Source organism: Sporosarcina jeotgali (assembly GCF_033304595.1).
GTDB lineage: Bacteria > Bacillota > Bacilli > Bacillales_A > Planococcaceae > Sporosarcina > Sporosarcina jeotgali.
In genome coordinates, this window is record NZ_CP116341.1 from 734688 (window position 1) to 759066 (window position 24379).

A 24379-nucleotide genomic window follows, 5' to 3' on the forward strand; every position below is an offset into this window, starting at 1 on the left:
TAAAAGGGCCTCCAATTGGATGGTCCTTTTGCTATGAAAGGAGAACAATTATGAAAAAAGTAACAGGATTTGCAGGAGCAGTTACTCTTGCCCTTATGCTAAGTGCCTGCAGCAGTGAGGATGATGCTGCTCAAGGCAATCCAGGGTCGATTGACGATGGTGAACAGACGAATGAATATGGTTCGATTGATCATGGAGTGACAGATAAAGGTGAAACTAAAGGGAAGGAAGACAAAGCAGACGACGCTAGTGACGACATCGGCTTCAGCTTAGATGGCGGAAGTATCGAAGAAGCAGCAAATGTACCTGCTGAGCAGAAGAAAGCTATTACAGAAGCCTTCAATCGTTATATTGATACGCTAAATGCAGGACAAGTAGATGCGTATCTAGAAACGCTTTCTACTGACAGTTATGATCTGGATGAAGAACGTGCAGCGACTGAAGAATTACTCGCAACCCGCGAACTGACCCGCACCCCTGAAAAACTTACAATCGTTAAGTATTCAGATGAAGAGGTGCAAGTATTTACTACTATGGAAACTGCAGTGAAAGATAAAGAAAGCGGCGAACAAAGTGTCAGTGAAGGCCGCCAAGTGACCGTTATGGTAAACGATAAGGACACTTGGAAAGTGAAAGCAGTCCACTACATTGGCGATCCCGAAACAAAATAAGTCAATCAATTGCAAACAGTGGATTCGAACGCGGACAGCCGCCTTCGAATCCACTGTTTTTTGTTGCATTTTTTCTTGAAGTGGCATAGAATACGAATAAGAACAGATGTTCGTTTTGGAGGCGAAGGAAATGTCAGTCTTGAAAAAGGAAGTGATTCCTTATTTAGAAAATATGATTTACCTGCCGATGGTTTTGACGATTTTAGAGCGGGATCGTTTACTCATTCAGCATGGGGATTTTAAATTAAAAAAGCCGTATTTGGGACTCGTGGATGAGGTCGCTAAATGTGTACACAAAGAGCTGGGAAATACGGCCGCATATTTGCGAATGAATCAATTATCGGTTATAAGAGGGAAGATGGACGATATTTTTACTGAGTACATTTTTGTCCATAATCATCAGGAGGACTGCAGAAGATACTTAAATGTGCGTTTACGTAATCGAACAGAGGAATTACTCACTCAGTATCTTCGGCAACCGGGTATCTGAATGAGCCTTCCTGTGCAAGGAATGTCCGTGGCCGCTGCAGTAAAAATTGTTTTTTTGCAAAATCCCGTTCCAATAATGCAGCAAAAGCGAATTGGCGCCACATAGTTGGTGTCGACACGTTGACTTTCATTTTATAGCCATTTTCCAGCATAACCGTGCATCCGACATTCTCCTCTTGAAAATCCGCAATCGCATGATAAGAAATCCAAACATTCTCTTCGGAATTCGGAGACATCGTCGGTAAAAAGATATAAGGTGTGTCGAATGCATGAGCGACAACGATTGGTGTCTTATGGCGGTTTCCGAGTGCATGACGCGCGGTCAACGTCCGTGTTTTTAAGGAAGCACCGTAAAGTTCGCATGTTTTTTTGACGATTTGAATCGGCTTTTTAGGAAGTTCGAATTCAGAATGACGTTCAATTACCCGAGTCGTCAGTTTATAGCCCTCCCGAATCGGTTGTAAAACAAATGTATCGGAATTAATCAGGTAATTCTCGGTATTCTTTCGTGAATGCATCCAAGTCACTCCTACTCACTAAGTAATAATTCCTATTATATAGGATAAATATTGGAAAGCAATCAGTAAAAACAAAATAATCAGAAATAAAACGCGAAAAAACTCTGCACTTGGCGTTTCTTAGCGTCCCTTGTTGAAAAGAGAGATAAGAAATGCACACAAGCAGCAGAGCAAATGGTTACTGGTTTTGATAGGCAAGGGCAGCTGCGCCTAAAGTTTTAGCAGCGGAACTCATTGCGGATTCGTCAAAGTCGAATCGCGGGTGGTGATGAGGAAACGGATGTTCAGGCTGTGCACCAGTGAAGAAGAACGTGCCTGGGACGTGTTCCAAATAGTAAGCGAAATCTTCTCCGCCCATTTGAGGAATCGTTTCGATTACTTCTTTTACACCTGGAACATCTTGTGCAACGTCACGTAAAAATGCTGTCTCTTTTTCGTGATTTACGACAGCTGGATATCCCCGCGTGTAGGTTACGTCGATTTCACAGTTGTTCATCAGTGCTGTCCCTTCAGCAATTCGATGGATTTCAGATTCCATGAGATCACGGATTTCAGGAGAGAATGTGCGCACAGTTCCTTTGAGTTCGGCCTTATCCGCAATAATGTTGAATGCGTTGTCGGCCACAAATGAGCCGATGGATAATACAGCAGATTCAATCGGGTCCACACGACGTGAGACGAGTTGCTGGAAATTGGTCACGAGTTGAGATGCAATTACAATAGCATCTTTTGTTTGGTGAGGAGAAGCACCGTGGCCCCCGGCACCTTGAACTGTAATTTCGATACGATCTGCAGCGGCCATAATCGGACCGCTCACGTATTGAATAGTGTTTGGTTCCATCATCGACCATAAATGAGTACCGAAAATAACATCCACACCGTCCAAGCAGCCATCTTCAATCATTGAAATAGCACCGCCTGGAGCGTATTCTTCAGCGTGCTGGTGAATGAATACGTACGTTCCAGAAAGTTCATCTTTCAGCTCATTCATTGCTTTAGCAAGGTGCAGCAGGGTGGACGTATGTCCGTCGTGACCGCATGCGTGCATGACACCAGGAACGGTGGATTTATAAGGGACATCTTTTTGGTCTTGGATCGGCAATGCATCAAAGTCAGCGCGGAGCGCAACTGTTTTACCAGGTTTTCCGCCTTCGATACGTGCGACAACTCCATTTCCGCCAACATTGCTTCGGAACTCTACCCCTAACTTCGTGTAGAAATCTTGGATATATTGTGCAGTATTCTTTTCGTGGAATGACACTTCTGGATGCTGGTGCAAATAGCGTCGAACGCTAACCATGTCATCAAAAGAGTTGTCGAGCAGCGCGTAAAGTTTTTCGTTCATAAAGACAGCTCCTTTTTTGAATATGGTATCCAGTATATCAGTGTGTTTTTAAACTCGCAATTGTTTGATAACAAAAAAAGAGGCGCATGGCCTCTTTTAAGGAATCGATTTTAATCTTGATCAGGATCAGGAGTATGAAGGGAACTGAATAATGTAAGATAAGGTGCACTTGCGAAAATATGAAATGCCGGTCCCTCAACGATATCATTCTGCGTAGAATCGTAAGCTGCTTTAAAGGCCGGATCATGCTTATACGTATCGAATGCTTTGCTGTCCTCCCACTCTGTCAAAAGGATATAGGTATCCGAACCGATAGGGCGCAGCAAGCGAAAAGCAATAAATCCTGGAGTGCTTTCCATCGCCGGATGCTCTCTTTTGAAACGTTCTTCAAAAATAGGCTTGCCTTCATCCGAAATGGCAATGTTGTTCAAAGCGAAATATCCATGTTCTTGAAGCTGCCCCACTTCTGAAACAACCTCGTATCGATGAGGGGTCTGAAAGACTGTTTTGCCTTCAGTTTCATGCAGCAATTGAGAGCCCCCGCTGCCGTGCATTAAAATCATCTTCTCGCTAGCATATTTCTCTTTAATTTTCTCCATGAATTCTGGAGTCCCACGTGTAATGAATACATTTTTCATAATTAGTATCCTCCTTGGCTGATCTATTCAATGTCATCTCTTACATAGTTATTTCCCCCGAATCCACCTCCTAAAACAACCCGTGTCAAAACAATGACCAAATGTGGCACAAATTTATGACAATAGGTGTATATTGCTATACATCCCAACAGTTTACGTCTATATTGAAAACGATAAGCTACACGAAATATGTAGAATTAAGTTCGGTAAAAAAGAATGGGGGATTTTGTTCATGGCTATAGTAAATGATACACTTCTTCGAGCGGCTCGTGGAGAACACATTGATCACACACCGGTTTGGTACATGCGTCAGGCAGGAAGGTCGCAGCCTGAGTACCGCAAAATTAAAGAAAAGTATTCACTTGAAGAAATTACACATCAGCCGGAATTGTGTGCCTATGTGACAAAGCTGCCTGTTGACCAATACGGAGTAGACGCTGCAATTTTATATAAGGACATTGTCACACCTCTTCCAGGAATGGGCGTAGACGTTCAAATCAAAGCTGGCATAGGTCCAGTCATTTCGAATCCAATCAAAACGGTTGCAGATATCGAAAAATTGACAGCGATGCATCCGGAAGATGATATTCCATTCGTGCTTGAAACAATTCGAATTTTGACACAAGAACAGCTGGATGTACCTTTGATCGGTTTTGCAGGGGCACCATTCACACTTGCAAGCTATATGATCGAGGGCGGTCCTTCGAAAAACTATGCACGGACAAAAGCACTTATGGTTTCTGAACCGCAAGCTTGGTTTATGCTAATGGACAAACTTGCAGACACGATGATTGCTTATGTTACTGCACAAGTGAAAGCGGGCGCATCTGCGATTCAACTGTTCGACTCGTGGGTAGGTGCATTGAACGTATCGGATTACCGTATTTTCATCAAACCTGTCATGGAACGTATTTTCACAGAACTCCGCAAATTGAATGTGCCTTTGATTACGTTTGGGGTAGGTGCGAGTCACCTGGCAAACGAATGGCATGATCTTCCTGTAGATGTAGTCGGTCTGGATTGGAGACTTTCTATTGAAGAAGCAGGGCAGCGCGGATTAACAAAGCCGCTCCAAGGGAATCTTGATCCTACATTGCTGCTCGCGGATTGGTCCGTCATTGAAGAGCGTGCAAAAGTGATAATTGAACAAGGGGTTGCACACGGCAGCCACATCTTTAACTTAGGACATGGGGTATTCCCGGAAATCGAACCTGCCAAGCTGAAGAAACTGACAGAACTCATCCACACATACAGCGCGGAACTCCGCGCAACTAAAAACTAATCTTGAGGTGAACAATATGGGAAAACGCACAATGGGACTTTTAGTAATGGCTTACGGAACACCTTACAAAGAAGAGGATATCGAGCCGTATTACACACATATCCGCCGCGGACGTAAACCTGCACCGGAACAACTAGAAGATTTGAAAAACCGTTATGAAGCAATTGGCGGTATATCACCGCTTGCACATATTACAGATGGTCAGGCACAAGCACTTTGTGATGCATTGAACCAATCACAAGATGAGATTGAGTTCAAGCTCTACATTGGTTTAAAGCACATTACACCATTCATCGAAGATGCAGTAGAACAGATGGATAAGGACGGAATCAAAGAAGCAGTGACTGTTGTGCTTGCTCCTCACTATTCAACGTTCTCAGTGAAATCATACAATACACGTGCGAAAGAAGAAGCGGACAAATACGGAATTTCCATCACTTCTGTTGAAAGCTGGTACAAGCAGCCGAAATTCTTGAAGTATTGGGAAGAAAAGATTCGTGAAACCTTCGACGGTATGAGCGATGCAGAACGCGAGAAGTCAGTTCTGGTAGTATCCGCTCACTCCCTTCCGCAAAAAATCCGTGAAGCAGGCGATCCATATCCGGATCAGCTTGAAGAAACGGCTAAACTTCTTGCAGAAGCAGCTGACGTGAAGGAATACGCGGTTGGCTGGCAAAGTGAAGGACAGACTGGCGAGCCTTGGCTTGGACCTGATGTACAAGATTTAACACGCGAACTCAACGAGAAAAAAGGGTATACATCATTTGTCTATACGCCGGTAGGATTCGTTTCGGATCACCTTGAAGTACTTTTTGACAATGACTACGAATGTAAAGTGGTTTGCGACGAGATCGGCGCTGCCTATCACCGTCCTGCAATGCCGAATACAGATCCGCTCTTTATCGGCGCAGTTGCGGACGCAGTAATGGAGAAAGTAAACAAGTAAGCAGTGAAAAGGACGTGTGAAGGAAATGGACGAACAGCGTAAAAAGATTGTCATTGCGGGGGGCGGCATCACGGGTCTTTCTGCTGCATTTTACATGCAGAAACAAATCCGTGAGCAGAATCTTCCCATCGATGTTATTCTCGTGGAAGCAACCAACCGGCTGGGTGGTAAGATCCAGACTGTCCGACGCAACGGCTATATTATAGAACGCGGTCCAGATTCCTTTTTGATAAGAAAGAAAAGTATGGACCGTCTTGCACAAGAGCTCGGCCTCGCTGATCAGCTCGTGAAAAATGCAACGGGACAGTCATATGTACTGCTGAATGATGAATTACATCCGATTCCGGGCGGATCGATTATGGGCGTTCCGACAGAAATCGGACCTTTCCTGAAAAGTAATTTGTTTTCGCTAACGGGTAAACTTCGTGCGGCAGGAGACTTTTTCTTACCGCGCTCCGATATTAAAGGCGATCAGTCACTAGGAGCCTTTTTCCGCCGCCGTTTCGGAAATGAAGTCGTAAATAACTTAATCGAACCATTGCTCTCAGGAGTCTATGCAGGTGATATTGACCACATGAGCATGGAATCCACATTCCCGCAATTTGTAAGCGTTGAAGAGAAGCACAGAAGTCTCATCTTAGGCATGAAGAAAACGCAGCCGAAGCCTGAACAGCTGCCGAACAAAGGGCATGCTGCGAAGAAAGAGGGCGCGTTCCACACATTCCGCAATGGACTTGAAACAATTGTGGAAGCTCTCGAAGACCAGTTGCCGGAAGTGAATTTCATCAAAGGCGTCCGAATCGAAAAAATCGAAAAAGACAACAGCCGCACATTCATTACGCTCAATGAAGGTTCGGTTATTGAAGCGGATGCAATTATCCTGGCAACGGGCCATGCGGTCGCGCGTCAACTCTTCGAACCGCACGGCATTTTGCAGCAGCTGGGAGAAGTTAAAACGTCATCCGTTGCGACGATTTCACTTGCATTCCCAGCGAGTGCTGTTGTTCAAGATAAGGAAGGCACCGGGTTCTTGGTCTCCCGCAGCGGCGACTATTCGATTACAGCGTGCACGTGGCTGAATCGTAAATGGCCGACAACGACACCAGACGGGAAAGTATTGCTGCGTGCATTTGTCGGACGGATCGGGGAAGAAGCCATCGTCGATTTACCGGACGATGAAATCGAACAAATTGTACTGGGAGATTTGCGGAAAATCTTCGAAATCAATGAAGACCCTGAGTTTTCCATCGTCACACGCTGGAAGGACGACCGTCCGCAATACCGGGTCGGCCACAAAAAACTTATCGCAGATGCCAAAGAACAATTAAGCATCGCATTTCCAAACGTAGAGCTTGCAGGCGCATCGTACGAAGGCGTCGGCCTGCCAGACTGCATCGACCAGGGAAAAGCAGCAGCTGACCGTGTCATGCAGCGACTGACTCGCTGAATTGATCTATTTGAAAGACCTCACACAGCCGATTTCGGCATGTGTGAGGTCTTTTTGTTTAGTGGGCAGGTGGAAAGGGGTGAGGGAGAATGTTGTCGGACACTTAGCGGCGGTTGTCGATCACTTATGGTGATTTCTCGATCAACTTTGTGAGTTTCTCCAACACTTTTTGTGGTTTCTCCATCACTTAGCGGAATTTCTCGATAACGGGACACAATTCAAGTGCGTTAAAGGATTAATTGGCAGCGCTTCGCTTGTTTGGGGAAGGGCTATCTCCCGAGGCGCGACCCCTTTTGTGTTGTCCGACAGTTCGTGGTCATTCCCCGACACTTTGAGAGACTTCTCCGACACAGAAGCAAGTTTTTCCGTCACTCCAGGGTGTTTCTCCATCACATAGCGGAATTTCTCGATAACGGGACACAATTCAAGTGCATTGAGGGATTAATTGGCAGCGCTTCGCTTGTTTATTATACAAAGTGTTCTAAAAGCAGTATCCCTCATGTACTAATTATCAAGAGGGCAGCAAACTACCGTATACAATAGTCCGTTGATTTTAGCGCAGGATGGCGACTCCGGAGGGATCAGCGAAGCGTCAGGAGCATAGGTCGGCTGCCTTAATTTATGCAAAGAACGCAAAAATACGGCAAATCGAACTCTACGTTGTTCGATTGGCTGAAATCAAGCCCCTCGGAAAGCGTCCATCCGGAGCGGAAATCAACACCGTCTCCAACACAAAAAACTGCTGCAGAAGTCAGTATGTACTGACGTTCTGCAGCAGCCGATCAATCTACCCTATAACAGCAGCTCGTTATTCTGAGCACGTTGGACATTTTGTTTGATAGCACTCATGTTGCTCTTCGATCGTTTCACCGCAAGTAACACATTGTTTCGGAGGCAAATTCTTAAAAAATTCTACAACGTTTTCAATCATTTCTCATCCGCTCCATTCAATTTGTAGTAGTACTGCGTTATCCCGTGACGGGTGTTATGCAACAGTGGCGACAAAAAAATTTGTGCTGTTCAGCACCTTTGTACTAGCACTTCGACTTGTTACTCATAGTGTATTATAACAGATGAACTTTTGTCAATAGTTTTCTAACAATTTAGAAAAATGGTTCAATACTCATATTGTACCCTAAGTCAAATTATCCACGGGAAAACGCAGTGCACACGGGTCACGAAACTCGGAAAGTTATGATAGAATGGCTGTATGAACGATTACATAAAGGAGAGAACCCAATGCGATTTGTAGATAACCAAGGCATCACGGATCCACGGATTAACCTGGCAATTGAGGAATATGTGCTAAACACGATGGACACAGATGAGGATTCATATTTGCTGTTCTATATCAACGAACCTTCCATCATTATTGGGAAAAACCAAAACACGGTCGAGGAAATTGATACAGAGTATGTTGACGCAAATGGAATTCATGTTGTCCGCAGACTATCTGGCGGCGGAGCTGTGTACCACGACAAAGGGAACTTGAACTTCAGCTTCATCACAAAAGATGATGGACAATCCTTCCGTAACTTTAAAAAGTTCACAGAACCTGTTGTGGAGGCACTTGCAAAGATGGGTGTTAAAGCCGAATTGCTCGGACGCAATGACTTGCTGGTTGACGGTAAAAAAGTATCTGGAAATGCACAATTTGCAACGCAAGGCCGCATGTTCAGCCATGGCACATTGATGTTCGACACGGAAATTGAAGAAGTCGTCAACGCATTGCGTGTGAAAAAGGATAAGATTGAATCCAAGGGAATTAAATCGATTCGCAGCCGCGTGACCAATATTTCCGAGCATATGGATAAAGAGATGACGATAGAAGAGTTTCGGATGGAGATTTTAAAGTCGATCTTCGGCGGGGAAGAAAACATCCAATACAAAGAATTAACCGAAGACGACTGGAAGAACATTCACCAGCTGTCTAAAGAACGTTATGGCAACTGGGATTGGAACTATGGCCGTTCGCCGAAATGCAACGTGCAGCACTCCCATCGTTTCCCGGTCGGCAGCATCGATGTTCGTCTGCAAGTTGAAAAAGGGACCATTCATGAAGTGCACATCTTTGGAGACTTCTTCGGACTCGGCAGCGTTGCTGAGATTGAAGAACGTCTAGTGAATTGCCAATATGACCGTGAGTCTATTACCGCTGCAGTCAGCACTCTTGACATACCGAAACTTCTTGGCGGAATTACGCAAGAAGAATTCGTGAATCTGATTTATTAACAGTTGACAGACTTCTGCTGCCTATTCGGCAAAAGGAGTCTGTTTTTACATGGGTAAACAAGGCGATTCAAACGAATTTGCGGTATACTTAACCTACTTGTGAAAGGGGCGCGGATCTATGGAAAAGCATCGGATTTTTATCGTAGAAGATGATCGTAAAATCGCGGAACTGCTTGCAGAAACACTGAGAAAATACCAGTATGATGTAGCTGTTGCGGAGGATTTCGATCAAATCGCGTCTGAAAGTTTGTCATTCGATCCGCATCTGATTTTGCTCGACATCAATTTGCCGACGTATGATGGCTATTATTGGTGCCGCCAGCTGAGAACGCAAACGACGTGCCCGATTTTGTTCATCTCAGCACGTTCGGGGGACATGGACCAAGTGTTTGCACTCGAAAATGGCGGGGATGATTTCATCACAAAGCCATTCCATTACGATGTGGTATTAGCAAAAATCAGAAGCCATTTAAGACGGTCGTTTGGCGAGTATGCTCCAGCGCAATCAGAACGGATTGTAAAAGCGGGAACTCTGACGCTATTCGCTGAACGGATGGAATTGCAGTCAGGTGACAATGTGGTCCCGCTGCAGAAAAAGGAATGCATTATATTGGAACTGCTCATGGAAGCGGCTCCGAAAGTCGTTTCGCGTGAGACGCTCCTTGAGGAACTGTGGGATGATCAGTCGTTTGTGGATGAAAACACATTGAACGTTAACATTGCGCGTGTTCGCAAAAAACTTGCTGATTTTGATATTATTTCAACAATCGATACCGTACGCGGTGCGGGATATCGTTTTGTATTGGCGCCTGAAGAAGAATGAACAAATACAAGTTATTTATAAAAGAGCATGCAGCGTTCTTGCTGTTTCAATTGGTGCTTCTGCTGTTTATCGTTCTCCTATTTTGGCTGGATGGAGCGAGGGACTGGAGCACAGCCATCTATGCAGTCTTGATGGGGATTTTATTAACATTCGGATACTTGCTCGCGAAATTCATTACCCGGCGTTCTTTTTATGAAGTGTTTGAACGAGAGCCCGGACGCATGGAAGATGCGTTAATCGGCAGGCCTCAAACGCCGGAGCATCGAATGACGGCTCAGTATATGCGGAAATTGTACAGGCTGTATCACAGCGATGTTCAAAAGCTGGATGCGGCGCAGCATCGTCAGCTTCATTTCATTAACCAGTGGGTTCATCAGATGAAGACGCCGATTTCGGTCCTTGGACTACTCTTGCAAGAAGAGGAAATCGACCGGAAAAGTTTTCATGAAGAATTGGATCGGCTGCAGGACGGGCTGGATGCGGTGCTTGTAAATGCACGGCTGGAGACATTTGAAGATGATATGCGAATTGAACGCGTCGTTTTGGAGGACCTCGTCCGGCAAGTAGTGACGGAGCATAAACGGTTGTTCATTACAAATGGGGTATTTCCTGAAATTCATGTCGATTCTGGATTTGTCGTTGCGACCGATCCGAAATGGCTGAAGATCATGCTTGGACAATTTCTAACGAACGCAGTGAAATATACATTTGAAAAAAGAAAGAAAGTTTACGTGAGCGCGAGCAGCACCGATGAAGGGATTCAGCTGACGGTTCAAGATGAAGGAATCGGGATTCCTGAAACGGATGTGAAGCGGGTCACACGCGCATTTTTCACTGGGGAGAACGGTCGGAAAACAGGCGAATCGACAGGGATGGGATTGTATATCGCATCAGAAGTGAGCGGACGGCTCGGGCACACGCTGACAATTGAGTCGAAAGTGGACGAAGGGACAGCAGTGTCGGTGTTGTTTTCAAATGGAGAGGCGGTAGAAAACGATGGCACGAAAAATCGTCGAATTGACGGAAGTGACGAAAATCTATGAAGGCAAAGTGATGCATCGGGCACTGAACCGCCTGGACTTTGAGGCAGAAGAAGGGGAATTCATCGCAATTATGGGACCATCCGGCAGCGGTAAGACTACGCTGCTCAATCTCATTTCGACAATCGATTTGCCGACGTACGGCAGAATTGCAGTGAACGGGATTGAACCGGAAACGCTGAATCAGAACGATCTGGCATTATTCAGAAGACGGAATTTAGGATTTGTTTTTCAGACAATCAACCTGCTTCAAATGCTGACGGTAGAAGAGAATTTAGTGCTGCCGCTGACGCTCGATCGAGTGGCGGTACCTGAGATGAAACGCAGAATCGCAGCGCTCGCCGACAAATTATCACTGAACGAGATTTTATCCAGAAGACCGGATGAATTATCAGGCGGGCAGGCGCAGCGCACTGCTGTCGGACGTGCATTAATTCATGAGCCTGAACTGATCTTGGCGGATGAACCGACAGGGAATCTGGATTCGAAATCTGCACGGGATGTATTGGAATTATTATCGAAAATTAATAAATCCGCAGGCACGACGATTATTATGGTGACGCACGATCCTCTTGCAGCCAGTTATTGTGATCGCGTGTTGTTCATCAAAGACGGTGAGTTTTTCAATGAGTTGTATAAAGATGAACAGCGCCGGACATTTTTCCAGCAGATTTTGAACGTGCTGTCGTTGCTCGGAGGGAACGTTAATGACCTTTCGTCAGTTCGCATACCGTAACGTCGTCCGGAACCGGCGCATTTACGCAGCATTCTTCATGGCGAGTGCATTTTCGGTCATGGTATTTTTCCTCTATTCCATGCTGTTATTCCATCCTGCAATGGAAGAAGGATTCGTACAGGAAATTGCTTCCACTGGAATGATGATCGCGGAATTCGTGCTGTTCATCTTCTCGCTGTTTTTCTTGTTTTACTCGATGCGCGCATTTCTACAAGCCCGCACGAAAGAATTCGGTATCTTGCTGCTGCTCGGCATGGCACGAAACCAGCTGCAGCGGCTGATTTTCCTTGAAACGATGCTGATTGGCGGCGTTGCGATCATTGCCGGGACGTTTCTGGGATTTGTATTCTCAAAATTTTTCTTGATGATTGTGAAAGAATTAATTCAAGTGCCGATGCTGCCTCTTTACTTCACCTGGCAGCCATTCGTGTTAACGATCGGCAGTTTTGCGAGTGTGTTTATCATTATTTCATTGCTCGCTCCGATGTTCATCCGCACCGGGGAAGTGTATGACTTATTGCAAGGGGAAGCTGCTGAGCAAGACGCTTATTCGTCATCGAAATGGCGCGCGCTGGCGGGAATTGTGCTGCTTGCTGCAACGTATACAATGGCGGTGTACGCAACGAATACATATGTCATACGTGTCATTTATTTGCTGCCGGCAGCTGCAGTGAGCGGGACGTATTTCTTCTTCAGTGATTCACTGCCCTATATGATTCAGCTATTCAGGGCAAGGAAACGACTGTATTGGCGGCCATTCTGGCTGTTGTCGCTCTCTGAAGGCGTTGTCCGGCTGAAAGAGAATGCGCGCATGTTTTTCATCGTAACGATGGTATCGACGCTTGCGTTCATGTCCGTCGGCTTACTTGCGTCTCTCACTTCTTTTGCCAATCAATACCGGGAAATTAATCCGCTCGGACTTGTCTATAAAAGTTATCCGGGGAATGTCCTGGAGCAAATTCATATCCGCGAACTTACGAACGAGTTGAATGAAAAAGAAATTGACTACAAAATGGTTGCATTCAGAGTACTCGAACAAAAGTCTTCGTTCACCGATATGAGCGTATCGATTGTCCGGCTGTCGAGCATCAATGCACTCGGGCATACGTTCGGTTATCCGGCGGTTGACGTCAAAGACGGGAAAGCACTCTTTTTACCGCAATCCGCATCCTCTTATCAACAATTGAAAGAACGGACTGTGAATACTTCACTTGAGAAAAGCGGATTGGAAATGGAGATTTCAGGAGCTTATCCACATCAGGTATTCCCGCCAAATGCAATCGGAGCGAATGCAATCATTGTCTCAGACTCGGATTTTGAGCGGGTTTTGATGGGGGAAGACGGGGCGAGTTCATCGTTATACCGCTATTACGCATTTAATATACCGGATTGGCAGGAGACGAAAGATATTGGCCGAGGTCTTCATGAAGATGAATTACAGTCTATTTTGCTGGGTGGGGAAACCGGAACGCTGTTTTCATTCGGCAATCCCGGACTCAATTATTCCATTATCCGAACGACATTTTCACTGTTATTGTTCATGGGATTAATGCTCGCGGCTGTATTGTTCCTCGCTGCCGGCAGTTTCGTTTATTTCAGGTTGTATACGACGCTTGACCGCGACCGCAGACAATTCGACGTGCTGCGGCGCATGGGAATCACGGACAAGGAATTGAAAAAGATCGTGAACCGCCAGCTTTTGCCGCAGTTCTTCATTCCGTGGGGAGTGGCATTCGTTCATAGCGCGTTTGCGTTCCTAGCGCTGCAAGTGATTTGGGATGCTCTCGCAGAAATATCCATTGCGAAAGAATTGACGCTTGTCTTAGGCGGGTTTGCACTTCTGCAAATCTCCTATTTCTATCTGATTCGCTGGCGTTATCTGTCTCACATTCGGACACCGGAGTAATCACCGGTGTCTTTTATTATTGCGCAAAAGTGATTTAGTATTAAGGTATCTAAAAATAAAGGCTATTGAATTATTTAAATTTTTCTTATATACTAATAGTTGGATATTATGAATGACTATTCATTCAACTATGAAGGGTGGTATTACGATGAATTTGGTAGAGAAAGTTCGGGCAACCGCTAAATCACAGCCTGGAAAAACAGCTTATCACTTCACGGGTAAAGATACATCGTACGCAGAATTTGACCAATCGGTCGCACTATTTGCATCCGCTTTACAAGATTTAGGGGTTAATAAAGGGGATCATGTCGCTTTATTACTCGGAAACACACCACATTTCCTTATATCGCTATATGCAACGATGCGGTTAGGGGCAACTGCCATTCCAGTCAATCCAATCTATTCACCAGACGAAATTTCGTATATTTTGCAAGACAGCGATGCAAAAGCCGTCGTCGCGCTCGAGCAGTTACTGCCGCTCGTGGAAGCAGCATCTGTCCAGCTGCCGGCGATCGAACATTATATTGTATGTGAAACAACGGGAGAGACGAGTGAAAAGGTAAACGCGTTATCGGATGCTGCGAAAGCAAAAACGCATTTGTTCACTCATGTATTGCGAAGCGGCCAGCCTGACATGGAGCCGGTAGCTGTAGATGAAAATGAAACCGCTATCATTTTGTATACGTCAGGAACAACAGGACGCCCTAAAGGAGCGATGCTGACCCATAAAAACTTGTATTCGAATGCAAGTGACGTTGGCGAATACCTGGGATTCTCTTCTGAAGATCGCATCATTGCAACGCTGCCGGTCTTCCACGTATTCGCACTGACTGTTGTAGTCAACGCACCGCTAGTAAAAGGCGCAACGATTGTTCTCATGCCGAGATTCAGCCCTGCTGAAGTGTTCAAGGCAGTGAAAGAACAGCAGGCGACAATCTTTGCGGGCGTGCCGACAATGTACAATTTCATGGTGCAATACCCGGAAGCAACGCGCGAAGACTTTTCGTCGATCCGGCTCGCGATTTCAGGCGGAGCGTCACTTCCAGTGGCACTCCTTGAAAACTTCGAAGAGAAATTCCAAGTGAAAGTATCGGAAGGCTACGGATTGTCGGAAGCATCTCCAGTCACGTGCTTCAATCCGCTTGACCGGGAACGGGTTCCAGGTTCGATTGGAACGTCAATTTTGAATGTGAAGAATAAAGTCGTCGATGAGCTTGGAGATGAAGTCCCTGTCGGACAAGTCGGTGAGCTGATCGTTCAAGGCGACAATGTCATGAAAGGCTATTACAAAATGCCTGAAGAATCAGCGGCTGCACTGCGGGACGGCTGGCTGTATACAGGCGACTTGGCGCGGAAAGACGAGGATGGCTATTTCTATATCGTGGATCGGAAGAAAGATTTGATCATCGTAGGCGGATACAACGTCTACCCGCGTGAAGTGGAAGAAGTGCTGTTCACGCATCGCGACTTGGTCGAAGCCGCAGTGCTCGGCGTACCGGACCCTGATTTTGGTGAAGAAGTGCTTGCCTATGTGGTCGCAAAAGAAGGTGCGGATGTGACAGAACAGCAGCTGATCGAATTCTGTGAGAAGCGCCTGGCAAAGTACAAAGTGCCGAAGCATATCGAGTTTTTGGATGAACTGCCAAAGAACACAACAGGCAAAATCTTGCGCCGTTCGTTGAAAGATTTTGTGAAATCTTAAGAGGATAGATGGAAGTAGGCAGAGGATGCGGATGCATTCTCTGTTTTTTTGTTTGCGGGCGGGGATGTACCCGCTCAATTAGGCTATCGACCCGCTCGTTTCGGGGAGGTACCCGCTCAATTAGGCTGTCGACCCGCTCGTTTCGGGGAGGTACCCGCTCGTTTCGCCACTCAACCCGTCTGTTTCCGCGGCCATGCACCTTCTCCAACTCGTAAACAAGCTCGCGACCAATCAATCTCTTTCCGTTTTAAGACCAAGATTAATTGGTGTGCTCCGCTTCGCTGCGCATTTAAGGATGAATAGTTGGGTGACTGGTGCTTCATGCTGACCGCACTATTGGCATGGGGACCCGATCTATTACTAAAGCTATCCGCTCCATTCGACAAATCTCTAGTCCAGCATTGCAAAAACATTAAAGTTAACACACTTATCAAAACTCTTATAAACTGTGTCGATATAAGCGATATACTAAAAGTATAAAAGGGGGTGCCTTATGAAAAAGTCGGTGAAAGGGAAATTGAATGTTGTGTTCGGAACTATTTTAATCTTGATTCTCGTGCTTGGCAGTATCGGGGTGTTCAGTTCTTTCAGGTTGAATGAAAACACCAAGGCCATCAATGAAGGGGTTCTGCCGAAGGTTCAATACAACAATGACTTGGAGCAGACGGTGCAGCAGATGCTGAGTAATATGCAGCGTCATCTCGTCTCGAAAGACCGGCCGTTCGAAGAGAAGTATGAAGCGGAAATCGCTAGGAATCAGGAAGAGTTGGATGCGACTCAAATGGCCTATGGAAAAGTGCTTTCATCTGATGAACAACAGGCATTCGACGCAGTTCAAATACAACTAGATACATACAACAGTCAAATCAATGACTTGCTGGAAATGAGTGCAGCGGGAAACAAACCAGATGCGATTCAAAAATCCTATGAAACAGGGATCACAATCGATGCCATAAGAGGGGATCTTCTTGAACTTGAGAAGACACATAAGAACGAACTGAACGAAATTGAAAAAGAAGGACAGGCTTTGTACTTGAGTGTTTTAATAACGATGATCGGCGGTGCTATCCTGGGTCTGGTTATCGCAGGGATCGGTATACGCTATTTACAAAGTAAAATCCAGAAACCGATTTCGACCATCACGGATCGGATGAATGCGATGGCAGAGGGGAAGTTGACGTCAGAGCCACTTATTGTCGGTGATCCGGATGAAATCGGACAGCTGACGCGGGATGCCAATACGCTGTCGGACAATCTGTATCGGATAATATCTGAGCTGCAGACAACGATTACGACAATTGCCTCGACGTCCGGTGAATTGACAGCCAGTGCAGATGAAACGGCCCAAGCTTCGACGCAAATAACAGAAGACATTGTCGACATTTCAGAGGGTTCATCCGAACAAATGGAACATACGCGTTCAACGACTGAGATTGTCTCTGAAATCACGACCGGAATGGATCAGACAGCGACCGCAATCCATAAAGTGTCGGACCTTGCGATTTCTACAACGGAACAAACGCAGGACGGTACTGCGGTCATGGTGCAGACGGTCCGGAAAATCGAAGAGATTCAGAAGTCTACGGATCATACGGCCCGTGTCGTCAGTGAATTGTCGAAGAAGTCCGAGGATATCGGAAGTATTGTTCAGCTGATTACGAATATTGCAGGGCAGACGAATTTGCTTGCGCTGAATGCATCGATTGAAGCTGCGCGTGCGGGTGAGCATGGGAAAGGGTTCGCGGTTGTAGCGGGGGAAGTCGGAAGTTTGGCGGCGGAGTCTGCGAAGGCGGCGAGTGAGATTAATCGATTGATTGGAGAGATTCAGACGGAAGTGATGGGTGTGCAGGAGGCGACGACTGTGACGAAGTCGAATGTTGAAGAAGGGTTGTCGATGGCGAATCGATCCGGGGAGCGTTTCGAGGAGATTGCGAAGATGATTGGTGAGGTGTCGGCGCAGACGGAAGAGGTGTCTGCGATTAGTGAGGAGATTACGGCGAGTACGCATTCGATGAAGGCGCTTGTCGGGCAGGTTGCGGAGTTGTCGGAGCGGTCTGAGGGGAGTGCGCAGAATATTGTGGCGGCTGCGGAGGAGCAGAATGCGACGATGGAGGAGATTTCGGCCAGTGCGCATGTGCTGAGTGATATGGCAGAGTCCCTGAAGTCGATGATCGATGTGTTTGAGCTGGAAACTGGAGTAAGAGAGTAAGAGAGTAAGAGAGTGAGTGAGTAAAAGAGTAGGTGAGTAGACAGTGTTGATTTGCACTTCATGCGGACGCTTTCCGAGGGGCTCAATCTCAGCCGCTTCCTTCGCTTTGCTCAGTCCAGGGTCTTTAATCTTCGCTGATCCGCAGGAGTCGCCGCATTGCGTTTCAATCAACGGTTCATGTGGGACATGGGTTTTTCAACTCAAACGGGTAGGGGGGAAGGAAAAGAAAAAAACCAAACTCAAAACCGAAAAACCTACAGAAAAGTTAAGAAGAATAAGAGGGAAAGTGTTACGGGTGTCGAAATAGATGGCATTAGGGGAGGAATGAAGATGACAGGTAAACAGATGGTTCGGCAAGAGGATTTGTTTGAATTGAAGTCGGTGACGAATCCGGTGTTGTCTCCGGATGCTTCTGAAGCGGTTTTTGTTGTGACGCAGATCGATCAGGAAGAGAATGCGTATCATGCACATTTGTATCATTTGGATGTGGAATCTGGAAGTTCGGTTCAATGGACGTATGGGAAAGAGCGGGTCTCCCAGCCGCAGTGGTCGCCTGACGGGAAGCGGGTTGCGTTTTTATCGACGCGTGATGAGAAAAATCAGTTGTTTGTGATGCAGGCAGCTGGTGGGGAAGCGCGTAAAGTAACAGAAGTTGAGACGGGTGTTTCGAGTTTTTTGTGGGCTCCATGCGGAACGAAAATCTGGCTGACGAGTACTTTGGAAGACGGGAAAACGTTTGCGGATAAAGAGGAGAAAGATGAAAAGAAGCAGCCTGAAGCGCTTCGCGTGACGACGATGAAATATAAAGCGGATGGGGCAGGGTTAGTAAAAGAAGACCGTCATTCGCAAATCGGCTGTCTGCATATTGAAAGCGGAGAAATTACCGCATTCACCGAAGGACCTTTCCATCATTCGTTGCAAGCGGTGTCGCATTGCGGTAAAAAATTAGTAGTGGGTGTGAATCGGGCGGAAAACAAAGATTTCGACTTCCGTCAGCCGTTAGCGCTTGTGGATGTCGAAACGAAAGAAGAAACGGTTCTTGTCGATGAAGAAGGCTATTTTGGCGGTGCAGCGTTCTCATTAGATGATCGCTATATCGCTTATGGCGGATCGGACCGGACGTTTGAAAACGCGACTCACTCTGGATTATACGTCTATGATTGTGAAAATCAGACGACGCTTAATTTGACAGAAGCACTTGATGCACCGGTTGGAGATGCGGTCGTTGCGGATCATCAACAAGGACCAAATCCGCCTGAAGCAGTCTGGACGGAAGGCAATTATTTGTATTTCCAAGTGACGACGATGGGAGATGTGCGGTTGTATTTCGCAGATTTGGAAGGCAGTTTGTATCCGGCATCCCCTGAGTCAGAACATGTCTACGATTATGGTGTCGCTAAAAATGGACAGTTCGCACTTGCTGCGATTAGTAACCCAGTGAACCCAGGCGAATTGTATCGCCTGGATATTTCGACAGGTGAACGCCAAGCGTTGACTTCATTCAATGAAGACTATGTAAAAGATAAAAATCTTGTACAGCCGGAAACGGTTCAGTTAGAAGGCGCTGGAGGTTTCGATGTACATGGATGGCTCATGAAACCGGCGAACTATGAGGATGGATCCAAGGTTCCGCTCATCGTGAACATTCATGGCGGGCCACACGCGATGTACGGGAATTCGTTCTTCCATGAAATGCAAGTGCTGGCAGCTCAAGGGTGGGGCGTGTTATACATCAACCCGCGCGGCAGTCATGGATACAGCCAAGCATTCGTTGATGCGGTGCGCGGCGATTACGGCGGCGGTGATTATCAGGACATTATGGATGCGCTTGACGATGTTCTGGAACATCACGAATGGATTGATCAGGACAAGCTTGGCGTGACAGGCGGCAGCTATGGCGGCTTCATGACGAACTGGATTGTTGGCCACACCGATCGATTCAAAGCAGCTATTACCCAGCGTTCCATTTCAAACTGGATCAGTTTCTTCGGAGTATCGGATATCGGATATTACTTCAGTGACTGGCAGATTAAAGCGGATATGACGGATGTCGACACATTGTGGAAGCATTCGCCGCTGAAGTACGCTGAAAATGTGAAAACACCGCTGCTTATTCTTCATTCCGAAAATGACTTGCGCTGCCCGATTGAACAGGCGGAGCAGCTGTACATCACATTGAAAAGCATGAAGAAGGATACCGAATTCGTCCGGTTCCCGGAATCGGACCACAACTTGTCCCGCACAGGAAAACCGAACTTGCGCATCACGCGTTTGAACGAGTTGACGGGCTGGTTCGAAAAGTATTTGTGACAGAAGAAAACGCCTGTCCCGGGGGAAGGGACAGGCGTTTTTGGTGAGGAGGGATTGGGGGTTATCGTGAGCAGCATTGATTTTCTACAGGAGTTACCGATGCGTCAGCGACTCGCTTAAGATCGATTGCAGCTTCGATTTTTCGTGCAAAGGCATTTTCTAGACAGCAGGCACCTTTCAGCATTTCGCCTACAGATCGGTTGAATTCTGCCTTCTCACAAGCAGTCGATGGCTCTGCATCCTGTCCAGGGTTGTTGAAGTCATGGAAGAGTTCATATTCCCGGTACAAGATTCCTGTGAGCACGACTTCACCTAGTAAAGAGGAGACGATAATTAAATCGGCCAGTGTTTCGTCATTGATGTCAATGTTGTTGGTTGCGTTTTGTAATTCACGCAGCATTTGTGTTTGGTCCATGGTTATTCACCTCCTTTTAATGTGATGCGTCCGGACACTTCTAGTATATGCAGCTCGTCTTAACAGAGTTGGACAACCGTCCGAGGGACAATTCTTTCAACGTGTTGTGGATGTGTGATTTGCTAGATATGTCGGTAGAAGTAAGGTTGTTCGAGTCCGTCCATTACTAGTATATGCCGCTTGTTTTGCGAGAGTTGGACAACCGTCCGCGGACAATCTTCTCAATGTATCGTGGATGTGAGTTCACTCAGTATTGCTGGGATGGGAAGTTTCGATAGTCCGTACATGAGGAGTGTATGTGGCTGATTTTATGAGAGTTGGACAAGCGATCATGAGGAAATTGTCCTGCGGATGTTTTTCCAGAGTCTTTGAAATGAAACAGCAATTATTCATCCGGACATTACTACTATATGCATCTCGTTAACACATAACTGGACGAGCATCGGGAGCCAACTGTCTTGTCAATTCAAAGTACTGAAGGGAGTGCGTTTAAAGCTTGTTTCATCCGGACACTTCTACTATATTCCGAAACAAAAAAAGGTGAAGGGACAAACGTCTGTGGACAAACTTCTCAAGGTTGCTGGGAATTTCATCAAAACAAAAGCAATTGCAACCATTTAGGAAATATTGTAGGATAAACGTATTAGATAAACTGTCCAGACTTTTCCAGATTCCCTGAAGGCTTGGACTACAATTTAGGTTGCGATGGGAATCCGAATGGAGGAGAACGCTGTGGGAGTCCACAATGTAATGGAAGACGTCGTTCGTGACACGCTGCTGTCGTATAAGAATAAGATGAATCTTACATGTGACTGCGAGCAATGCTTAAGTGACATTTCAGCACTGGCACTTAACGAGCTGCCGCCCAGATATATCGCAAATTCTAAATACAGCCCGTACGTCCGCGCTACGCATGAGGCAGATATGCAGGGGGCAACCACGATTATCGCCGTCATCGCTAAGTCAGCAGCACTCGTATCGAAGAGTCCGCGCTGTGAGGCGTTTGCGCTGAAACAAGGACAATGAAAAAACACCGAAGCGCATGTGGCTTCGGTGTTTTTCATTTCAGCAATCCAAGTGATTCCTGCAGCGTGCTATTCACATGTTTAATCAACAGTTCGTCGCCCTTTTTACGGATGTCGGATCCGACGAAGTCCATCATTTCTCTCGCCATGTCCGCGTCTTCCAGCAAAGATAACGACTTGTTCAAGTTCACTTCAAAAACGCCGGCGTTTGATAAATGATGCTCGAGCGATTCCATTTGTGCACCGATTTTTGCCAGATACCCTGTAACCGTTCCGAGTGCATCGTCAATCGTACTGATCATCTTCTCTGCATCTTCTTGAGTAGCGAGGGACGCACCTCCAAGCCCGATTGCATCCGTATGGACATCGAACAGACTGATCTTCATATGCTGCGCGGCTTGCCCGCCAACTTGAAGTGTCAACTCCGAATCTTCCCCGAGAATTTTCATCGTATTGAACTCGAGTTTATCCGCTGTATCATTGATGGCAGCAAAGATCTGCTCCAGCTCTAATCCGCTTGCTACCCGGTCTGAATCCGTAAACGTTCCATTCGCAGACTGAACCGCCAGCTCCCGCGCTCGCTGCAGTAAGCCATTGACGTTGTTCATTCCTTCATTGGAAGATTCAAGAACAGACAATCCGTCCTGCATATTGCGCTGGGCTTGCGAAATCCCGCGAATCTGTGCGCGCATAGTTTCAGAAATCGCAGAGCCCGCAGCATTGTCGGCACTCGTTGCAATTTTTAATCCGCTTCCCAGATGACGAAGCGACTTCTCAATCTGCTTGTCATTCCGCACACCGCGGTTCGCTGCCATCTGAATTTGTTCGTTGCTATTTATCCGCACGTGGCACACCTCGTTTATGTAAATAATCACTTCCTCCGTTATATCGACCGAAAGTCATGAAATTGAATGCGAACTTGCCGATATACCTAGTAGACAAGAAATCAGAACGGAGGCGGAGTGGATGATCACTGTTAAACAAGCGGCTACAGCCTATCGTAAAATGAATGCCGCATCACTGCCGCCCCTCACCGCGGTATGCCAGGCACTTGCTGCGATTGACCAGCAGCTGGATGAATCCCTTCACCATCTTGGACACCAGGATGAGCGCTGGCGCGACGAACTTTTACAAGCCCAGCAATTTCTTTTCGAATTAATGGCCATGACAGACGCTTCCTCTGTAGAAGGCGAGCGGCTGCTGACGCTTTATATTTATGTCAATCAAACCTTAGTCACTGCATCGCTTAAAGCGAACGCGGATGCAATTGCAGAAGTCCAAGAGATTGTGAGAAGCCTGCATGCCGACTGGCAGCATGCTCAGAGAAAACAAATGATGACGCCGTATATTTGAAAAGCTGCCCGTGGTCGCGGCAGCTTTTTGTGTGGGGAGTTATTGCACTAGGGAAACGATCGGGTACGGAGAGTGAATGAGCGGGTACGAAGGGGAAACGAGCGGGTATGTAGAGGAAATGAGCGGGTACGAAGGGGAAACGAGCGGGTATGGAGAGGAAATGATCGGGTACGAAGGGGAAACGAGCGGGTATGAAGGGGAAACGAGCGGGTACGGAGAGGGAATGATCGGGTACGAAGGGGGAACGAGCGGGTACGGAGAAGGAATGATCGGGTACGAAGGGGAAACGAGCGGGTACGGAGAGGGAATGATCGGGGTACAAAGGGGAAACGAGCGGGTACGAAGAAAAAACGAGCGTCCACCCATAAATTCCAATCCCTCCCCCTCTAACGCACAAAAAAAACACGGATCCGCCGTCAAGCAGACCCGTGATTCCTCTTTTACCGTCCCTTAAACTCCGGCTTCCTTTTCTCAGCGAACGCATTCAGCGCTTCAATTCGATCCTCTGTCGGAATCGTAATTTCATACGCCTTCCGTTCGATCGTCAGCCCTGTCGCAAGATCCGCCTTCATTCCTTGTTTAATCGCAAATTTCGCCTGCTGCACCCCGATTGGCCCATTTGCGAGAATTTTGTCGGCAAACGCCTGTGTCTCTTCTTGCAGCACAGCATCTTCGACAGTACGCGTCACGAGTCCGCATAATGCGGCATCAGATGCGCTCATTCGCTGAGCTGTCAAAATGAGCTCAAGCGCTTTTGCTTCACCAACTAAACGCGGTAAACGCTGTGTTCCGCCGGCCCCTGGAATGATCGCAAGACCCGTCTCCGTCAACCCCATGACAGCAGACATCGCTGCAAACCGGAAGTCACATGCTAGCGCGAGTTCCATACCGCCGCCGAACGCGAAGCCATTAATCATCGCAATCGTCGGCTGCGGCAGCTGATCGATCATCGTGAACACTTCACCGATTTTATTCAAATTCCGTTTTACGTCAACGTCAGCTAATGTCTTGCGTTCTTTCAAATCAGCCCCCACACTGAGTGCGCGTTCTCCGGACCCAGTCAGCACGACCACCCGTACTTCCGGATCAATTCGAATCTGCTCGATGGTTTCCCCAAGTTCCCGGATCATGTCGTAATTAAATGCATTCATCGCCTCAGGACGATTCAGCGTCACCCAAGCAATCCCGTCCTTCTTTTCCAGTAAAATCGTTTCCAATTTATACACCCCCATGGTCATTCAATACTCTTCAAACATACCATTCTCAAGAAACTGAATCCAGAAAGAGGTTAT

General features: G+C 46.7%; 23 protein-coding genes. 16 read left to right on the forward strand and 7 right to left on the reverse strand.

What is annotated here, in order from left to right; translation table 11 throughout:
• Positions 1-50: 50 nt before the first annotated feature.
• Both PGH26_RS03320 and PGH26_RS03325 read left to right on the forward strand, forming a co-directional pair.
• Entirely contained in the window at positions 51-671 is a 621-nt protein-coding gene (locus tag PGH26_RS03320) for a DUF3225 domain-containing protein (RefSeq protein ID WP_323692611.1), read from the forward strand.
• Positions 672-801: 130 nt separating this feature from the next.
• Positions 802-1161 (forward strand): YhjD family protein, encoded by a 360-nt coding sequence (locus PGH26_RS03325; RefSeq protein ID WP_323692612.1) that lies wholly within the window; start codon positions 802-804, stop codon positions 1159-1161.
• On the opposite strand, the gene PGH26_RS03330 is transcribed toward PGH26_RS03325, so the two are convergent.
• The 3 genes from PGH26_RS03330 to PGH26_RS03340 form a co-directional block, all read right to left on the reverse strand.
• Positions 1130-1678, reverse strand: coding sequence for a competence protein ComK (locus PGH26_RS03330; RefSeq protein ID WP_323692613.1), 549 nt, complete (start codon positions 1676-1678; stop codon positions 1130-1132). The two genes, PGH26_RS03325 and PGH26_RS03330, sit on opposite strands and share 32 nt — an antisense overlap.
• Positions 1679-1856: 178 nt before the next feature.
• Positions 1857-3023, reverse strand: coding sequence for a M20 metallopeptidase family protein (locus tag PGH26_RS03335; protein ID WP_323692614.1), 1167 nt, complete (start codon positions 3021-3023; stop codon positions 1857-1859).
• Between the two features lie 110 nt (positions 3024-3133).
• Entirely contained in the window at positions 3134-3661 is a 528-nt protein-coding gene (locus PGH26_RS03340; protein ID WP_323692615.1) for an antibiotic biosynthesis monooxygenase family protein, read from the reverse strand.
• A 232-nt stretch (positions 3662-3893) separates the two neighbouring features.
• On the opposite strand from PGH26_RS03340, the gene hemE reads away from it, so the two are divergent.
• Genes hemE through hemY form a run of 3 tightly spaced genes read left to right on the forward strand, consistent with a single transcriptional unit; the run spans position 3894 to position 7336 of the window.
• The gene (gene hemE / locus PGH26_RS03345) at positions 3894-4943 is read left to right on the forward strand and encodes a uroporphyrinogen decarboxylase (RefSeq protein WP_323692616.1); all 1050 of its coding nucleotides are present in this window, start codon (positions 3894-3896) and stop codon (positions 4941-4943) included.
• A 16-nt stretch (positions 4944-4959) separates the two neighbouring features.
• A complete protein-coding gene (hemH, locus tag PGH26_RS03350) occupies positions 4960-5889 on the forward strand; it encodes a ferrochelatase (RefSeq protein ID WP_323692617.1) in 930 nt (309 codons plus the stop codon).
• A 25-nt stretch (positions 5890-5914) separates the two neighbouring features.
• Positions 5915-7336, forward strand: a complete 1422-nt coding sequence (hemY, locus tag PGH26_RS03355) for a protoporphyrinogen oxidase (protein WP_323692618.1) — start codon at positions 5915-5917, stop codon at positions 7334-7336.
• Between the two features lie 808 nt (positions 7337-8144).
• Here the strand turns inward: hemY and yhfH are convergent.
• Complete coding sequence (gene yhfH, locus PGH26_RS03360) at positions 8145-8267, reverse strand: protein YhfH (RefSeq protein WP_323692619.1); 123 nt, start codon at positions 8265-8267, stop codon at positions 8145-8147.
• Positions 8268-8575: 308 nt separating this feature from the next.
• On the opposite strand from yhfH, the gene lplA reads away from it, so the two are divergent.
• From lplA to PGH26_RS03400, 8 genes are all read left to right on the forward strand, one after another.
• A complete protein-coding gene (gene lplA, locus PGH26_RS03365; protein ID WP_323692620.1) occupies positions 8576-9568 on the forward strand; it encodes a lipoate--protein ligase in 993 nt (330 codons plus the stop codon).
• Positions 9569-9686: 118 nt separating this feature from the next.
• On the forward strand, positions 9687-10391 hold the full coding sequence (locus tag PGH26_RS03370; RefSeq protein WP_323692621.1) for a response regulator transcription factor: 705 nt from the start codon (positions 9687-9689) through the stop codon (positions 10389-10391).
• Complete coding sequence (locus PGH26_RS03375) at positions 10388-11434, forward strand: sensor histidine kinase (protein WP_323692622.1); 1047 nt, start codon at positions 10388-10390, stop codon at positions 11432-11434. Before PGH26_RS03370 ends, PGH26_RS03375 begins: the two co-directional genes overlap by 4 nt.
• Positions 11388-12167, forward strand: coding sequence for an ABC transporter ATP-binding protein (locus PGH26_RS03380; protein ID WP_323692623.1), 780 nt, complete (start codon positions 11388-11390; stop codon positions 12165-12167). Before PGH26_RS03375 ends, PGH26_RS03380 begins: the two co-directional genes overlap by 47 nt.
• Positions 12139-14073 (forward strand): ABC transporter permease, encoded by a 1935-nt coding sequence (locus PGH26_RS03385; protein ID WP_323692624.1) that lies wholly within the window; start codon positions 12139-12141, stop codon positions 14071-14073. Before PGH26_RS03380 ends, PGH26_RS03385 begins: the two co-directional genes overlap by 29 nt.
• A 148-nt stretch (positions 14074-14221) precedes the next feature.
• Positions 14222-15775, forward strand: coding sequence for a fatty acid--CoA ligase family protein (locus PGH26_RS03390; RefSeq protein WP_323692625.1), 1554 nt, complete (start codon positions 14222-14224; stop codon positions 15773-15775).
• Between the two features lie 493 nt (positions 15776-16268).
• On the forward strand, positions 16269-17984 hold the full coding sequence (locus PGH26_RS03395) for a methyl-accepting chemotaxis protein (RefSeq protein WP_323692626.1): 1716 nt from the start codon (positions 16269-16271) through the stop codon (positions 17982-17984).
• A gap of 330 nt (positions 17985-18314) precedes the next feature.
• Positions 18315-20294 carry a S9 family peptidase gene (locus tag PGH26_RS03400; protein ID WP_323692627.1) on the forward strand — a complete coding sequence of 660 codons (1980 nt, stop codon included), beginning with the start codon at positions 18315-18317 and terminating at the stop codon, positions 20292-20294.
• 61 nt (positions 20295-20355) lie between these two features.
• On the opposite strand, the gene PGH26_RS03405 is transcribed toward PGH26_RS03400, so the two are convergent.
• Positions 20356-20709 carry a hypothetical protein gene (locus PGH26_RS03405; protein ID WP_323692628.1) on the reverse strand — a complete coding sequence of 118 codons (354 nt, stop codon included), beginning with the start codon at positions 20707-20709 and terminating at the stop codon, positions 20356-20358.
• 732 nt (positions 20710-21441) lie between these two features.
• Here PGH26_RS03405 and PGH26_RS03410 point away from each other — a divergent pair.
• On the forward strand, positions 21442-21735 hold the full coding sequence (locus tag PGH26_RS03410) for a late competence development ComFB family protein (RefSeq protein WP_323692629.1): 294 nt from the start codon (positions 21442-21444) through the stop codon (positions 21733-21735).
• A 34-nt stretch (positions 21736-21769) separates the two neighbouring features.
• Here the strand turns inward: PGH26_RS03410 and PGH26_RS03415 are convergent, their stop codons facing one another.
• Positions 21770-22579 (reverse strand): flagellin, encoded by an 810-nt coding sequence (locus PGH26_RS03415; RefSeq protein WP_323692630.1) that lies wholly within the window; start codon positions 22577-22579, stop codon positions 21770-21772.
• Positions 22580-22700: 121 nt separating this feature from the next.
• On the opposite strand from PGH26_RS03415, the gene PGH26_RS03420 reads away from it, so the two are divergent.
• Both PGH26_RS03420 and PGH26_RS03425 read left to right on the forward strand, forming a co-directional pair.
• Positions 22701-23087, forward strand: a complete 387-nt coding sequence (locus tag PGH26_RS03420; protein ID WP_323692631.1) for a flagellar protein FliS — start codon at positions 22701-22703, stop codon at positions 23085-23087.
• A 76-nt stretch (positions 23088-23163) separates the two neighbouring features.
• The gene (locus PGH26_RS03425) at positions 23164-23541 is read left to right on the forward strand and encodes a hypothetical protein (RefSeq protein WP_323692632.1); all 378 of its coding nucleotides are present in this window, start codon (positions 23164-23166) and stop codon (positions 23539-23541) included.
• Here the strand turns inward: PGH26_RS03425 and PGH26_RS03430 are convergent.
• Positions 23528-24304 carry an enoyl-CoA hydratase-related protein gene (locus PGH26_RS03430; RefSeq protein ID WP_323692633.1) on the reverse strand — a complete coding sequence of 259 codons (777 nt, stop codon included), beginning with the start codon at positions 24302-24304 and terminating at the stop codon, positions 23528-23530. The genes PGH26_RS03425 and PGH26_RS03430 overlap by 14 nt on opposite strands.
• Positions 24305-24379: the final 75 nt, after the last annotated feature.

Excerpts from the sequence above, each read along its gene's own strand:
- PGH26_RS03320 (WP_323692611.1), top strand. The coding sequence starts at position 51 with ATGAAAAAAGTAACAGGATTTGCAGGAGCAGTTACTCTTGCCCTTATG.
- PGH26_RS03325 (WP_323692612.1), top strand. The coding sequence starts at position 802 with ATGTCAGTCTTGAAAAAGGAAGTGATTCCTTATTTAGAAAATATGATT.
- PGH26_RS03330 (WP_323692613.1), bottom strand. The coding sequence starts at position 1,678 with ATGCATTCACGAAAGAATACCGAGAATTACCTGATTAATTCCGATACA.
- PGH26_RS03335 (WP_323692614.1), bottom strand. The coding sequence starts at position 3,023 with ATGAACGAAAAACTTTACGCGCTGCTCGACAACTCTTTTGATGACATG.
- PGH26_RS03340 (WP_323692615.1), bottom strand. The coding sequence starts at position 3,661 with ATGAAAAATGTATTCATTACACGTGGGACTCCAGAATTCATGGAGAAA.
- hemE (WP_323692616.1), top strand. The coding sequence starts at position 3,894 with ATGGCTATAGTAAATGATACACTTCTTCGAGCGGCTCGTGGAGAACAC.
- hemH (WP_323692617.1), top strand. The coding sequence starts at position 4,960 with ATGGGAAAACGCACAATGGGACTTTTAGTAATGGCTTACGGAACACCT.
- hemY (WP_323692618.1), top strand. The coding sequence starts at position 5,915 with ATGGACGAACAGCGTAAAAAGATTGTCATTGCGGGGGGCGGCATCACG.
- yhfH (WP_323692619.1), bottom strand. The coding sequence starts at position 8,267 with ATGATTGAAAACGTTGTAGAATTTTTTAAGAATTTGCCTCCGAAACAA.
- lplA (WP_323692620.1), top strand. The coding sequence starts at position 8,576 with ATGCGATTTGTAGATAACCAAGGCATCACGGATCCACGGATTAACCTG.
- PGH26_RS03370 (WP_323692621.1), top strand. The coding sequence starts at position 9,687 with ATGGAAAAGCATCGGATTTTTATCGTAGAAGATGATCGTAAAATCGCG.
- PGH26_RS03375 (WP_323692622.1), top strand. The coding sequence starts at position 10,388 with ATGAACAAATACAAGTTATTTATAAAAGAGCATGCAGCGTTCTTGCTG.
- PGH26_RS03380 (WP_323692623.1), top strand. The coding sequence starts at position 11,388 with ATGGCACGAAAAATCGTCGAATTGACGGAAGTGACGAAAATCTATGAA.
- PGH26_RS03385 (WP_323692624.1), top strand. The coding sequence starts at position 12,139 with ATGACCTTTCGTCAGTTCGCATACCGTAACGTCGTCCGGAACCGGCGC.
- PGH26_RS03390 (WP_323692625.1), top strand. The coding sequence starts at position 14,222 with ATGAATTTGGTAGAGAAAGTTCGGGCAACCGCTAAATCACAGCCTGGA.
- PGH26_RS03395 (WP_323692626.1), top strand. The coding sequence starts at position 16,269 with ATGAAAAAGTCGGTGAAAGGGAAATTGAATGTTGTGTTCGGAACTATT.
- PGH26_RS03400 (WP_323692627.1), top strand. The coding sequence starts at position 18,315 with ATGACAGGTAAACAGATGGTTCGGCAAGAGGATTTGTTTGAATTGAAG.
- PGH26_RS03405 (WP_323692628.1), bottom strand. The coding sequence starts at position 20,709 with ATGGACCAAACACAAATGCTGCGTGAATTACAAAACGCAACCAACAAC.
- PGH26_RS03420 (WP_323692631.1), top strand. The coding sequence starts at position 22,701 with ATGATCACTGTTAAACAAGCGGCTACAGCCTATCGTAAAATGAATGCC.
- PGH26_RS03425 (WP_323692632.1), top strand. The coding sequence starts at position 23,164 with ATGAGCGGGTACGAAGGGGAAACGAGCGGGTATGTAGAGGAAATGAGC.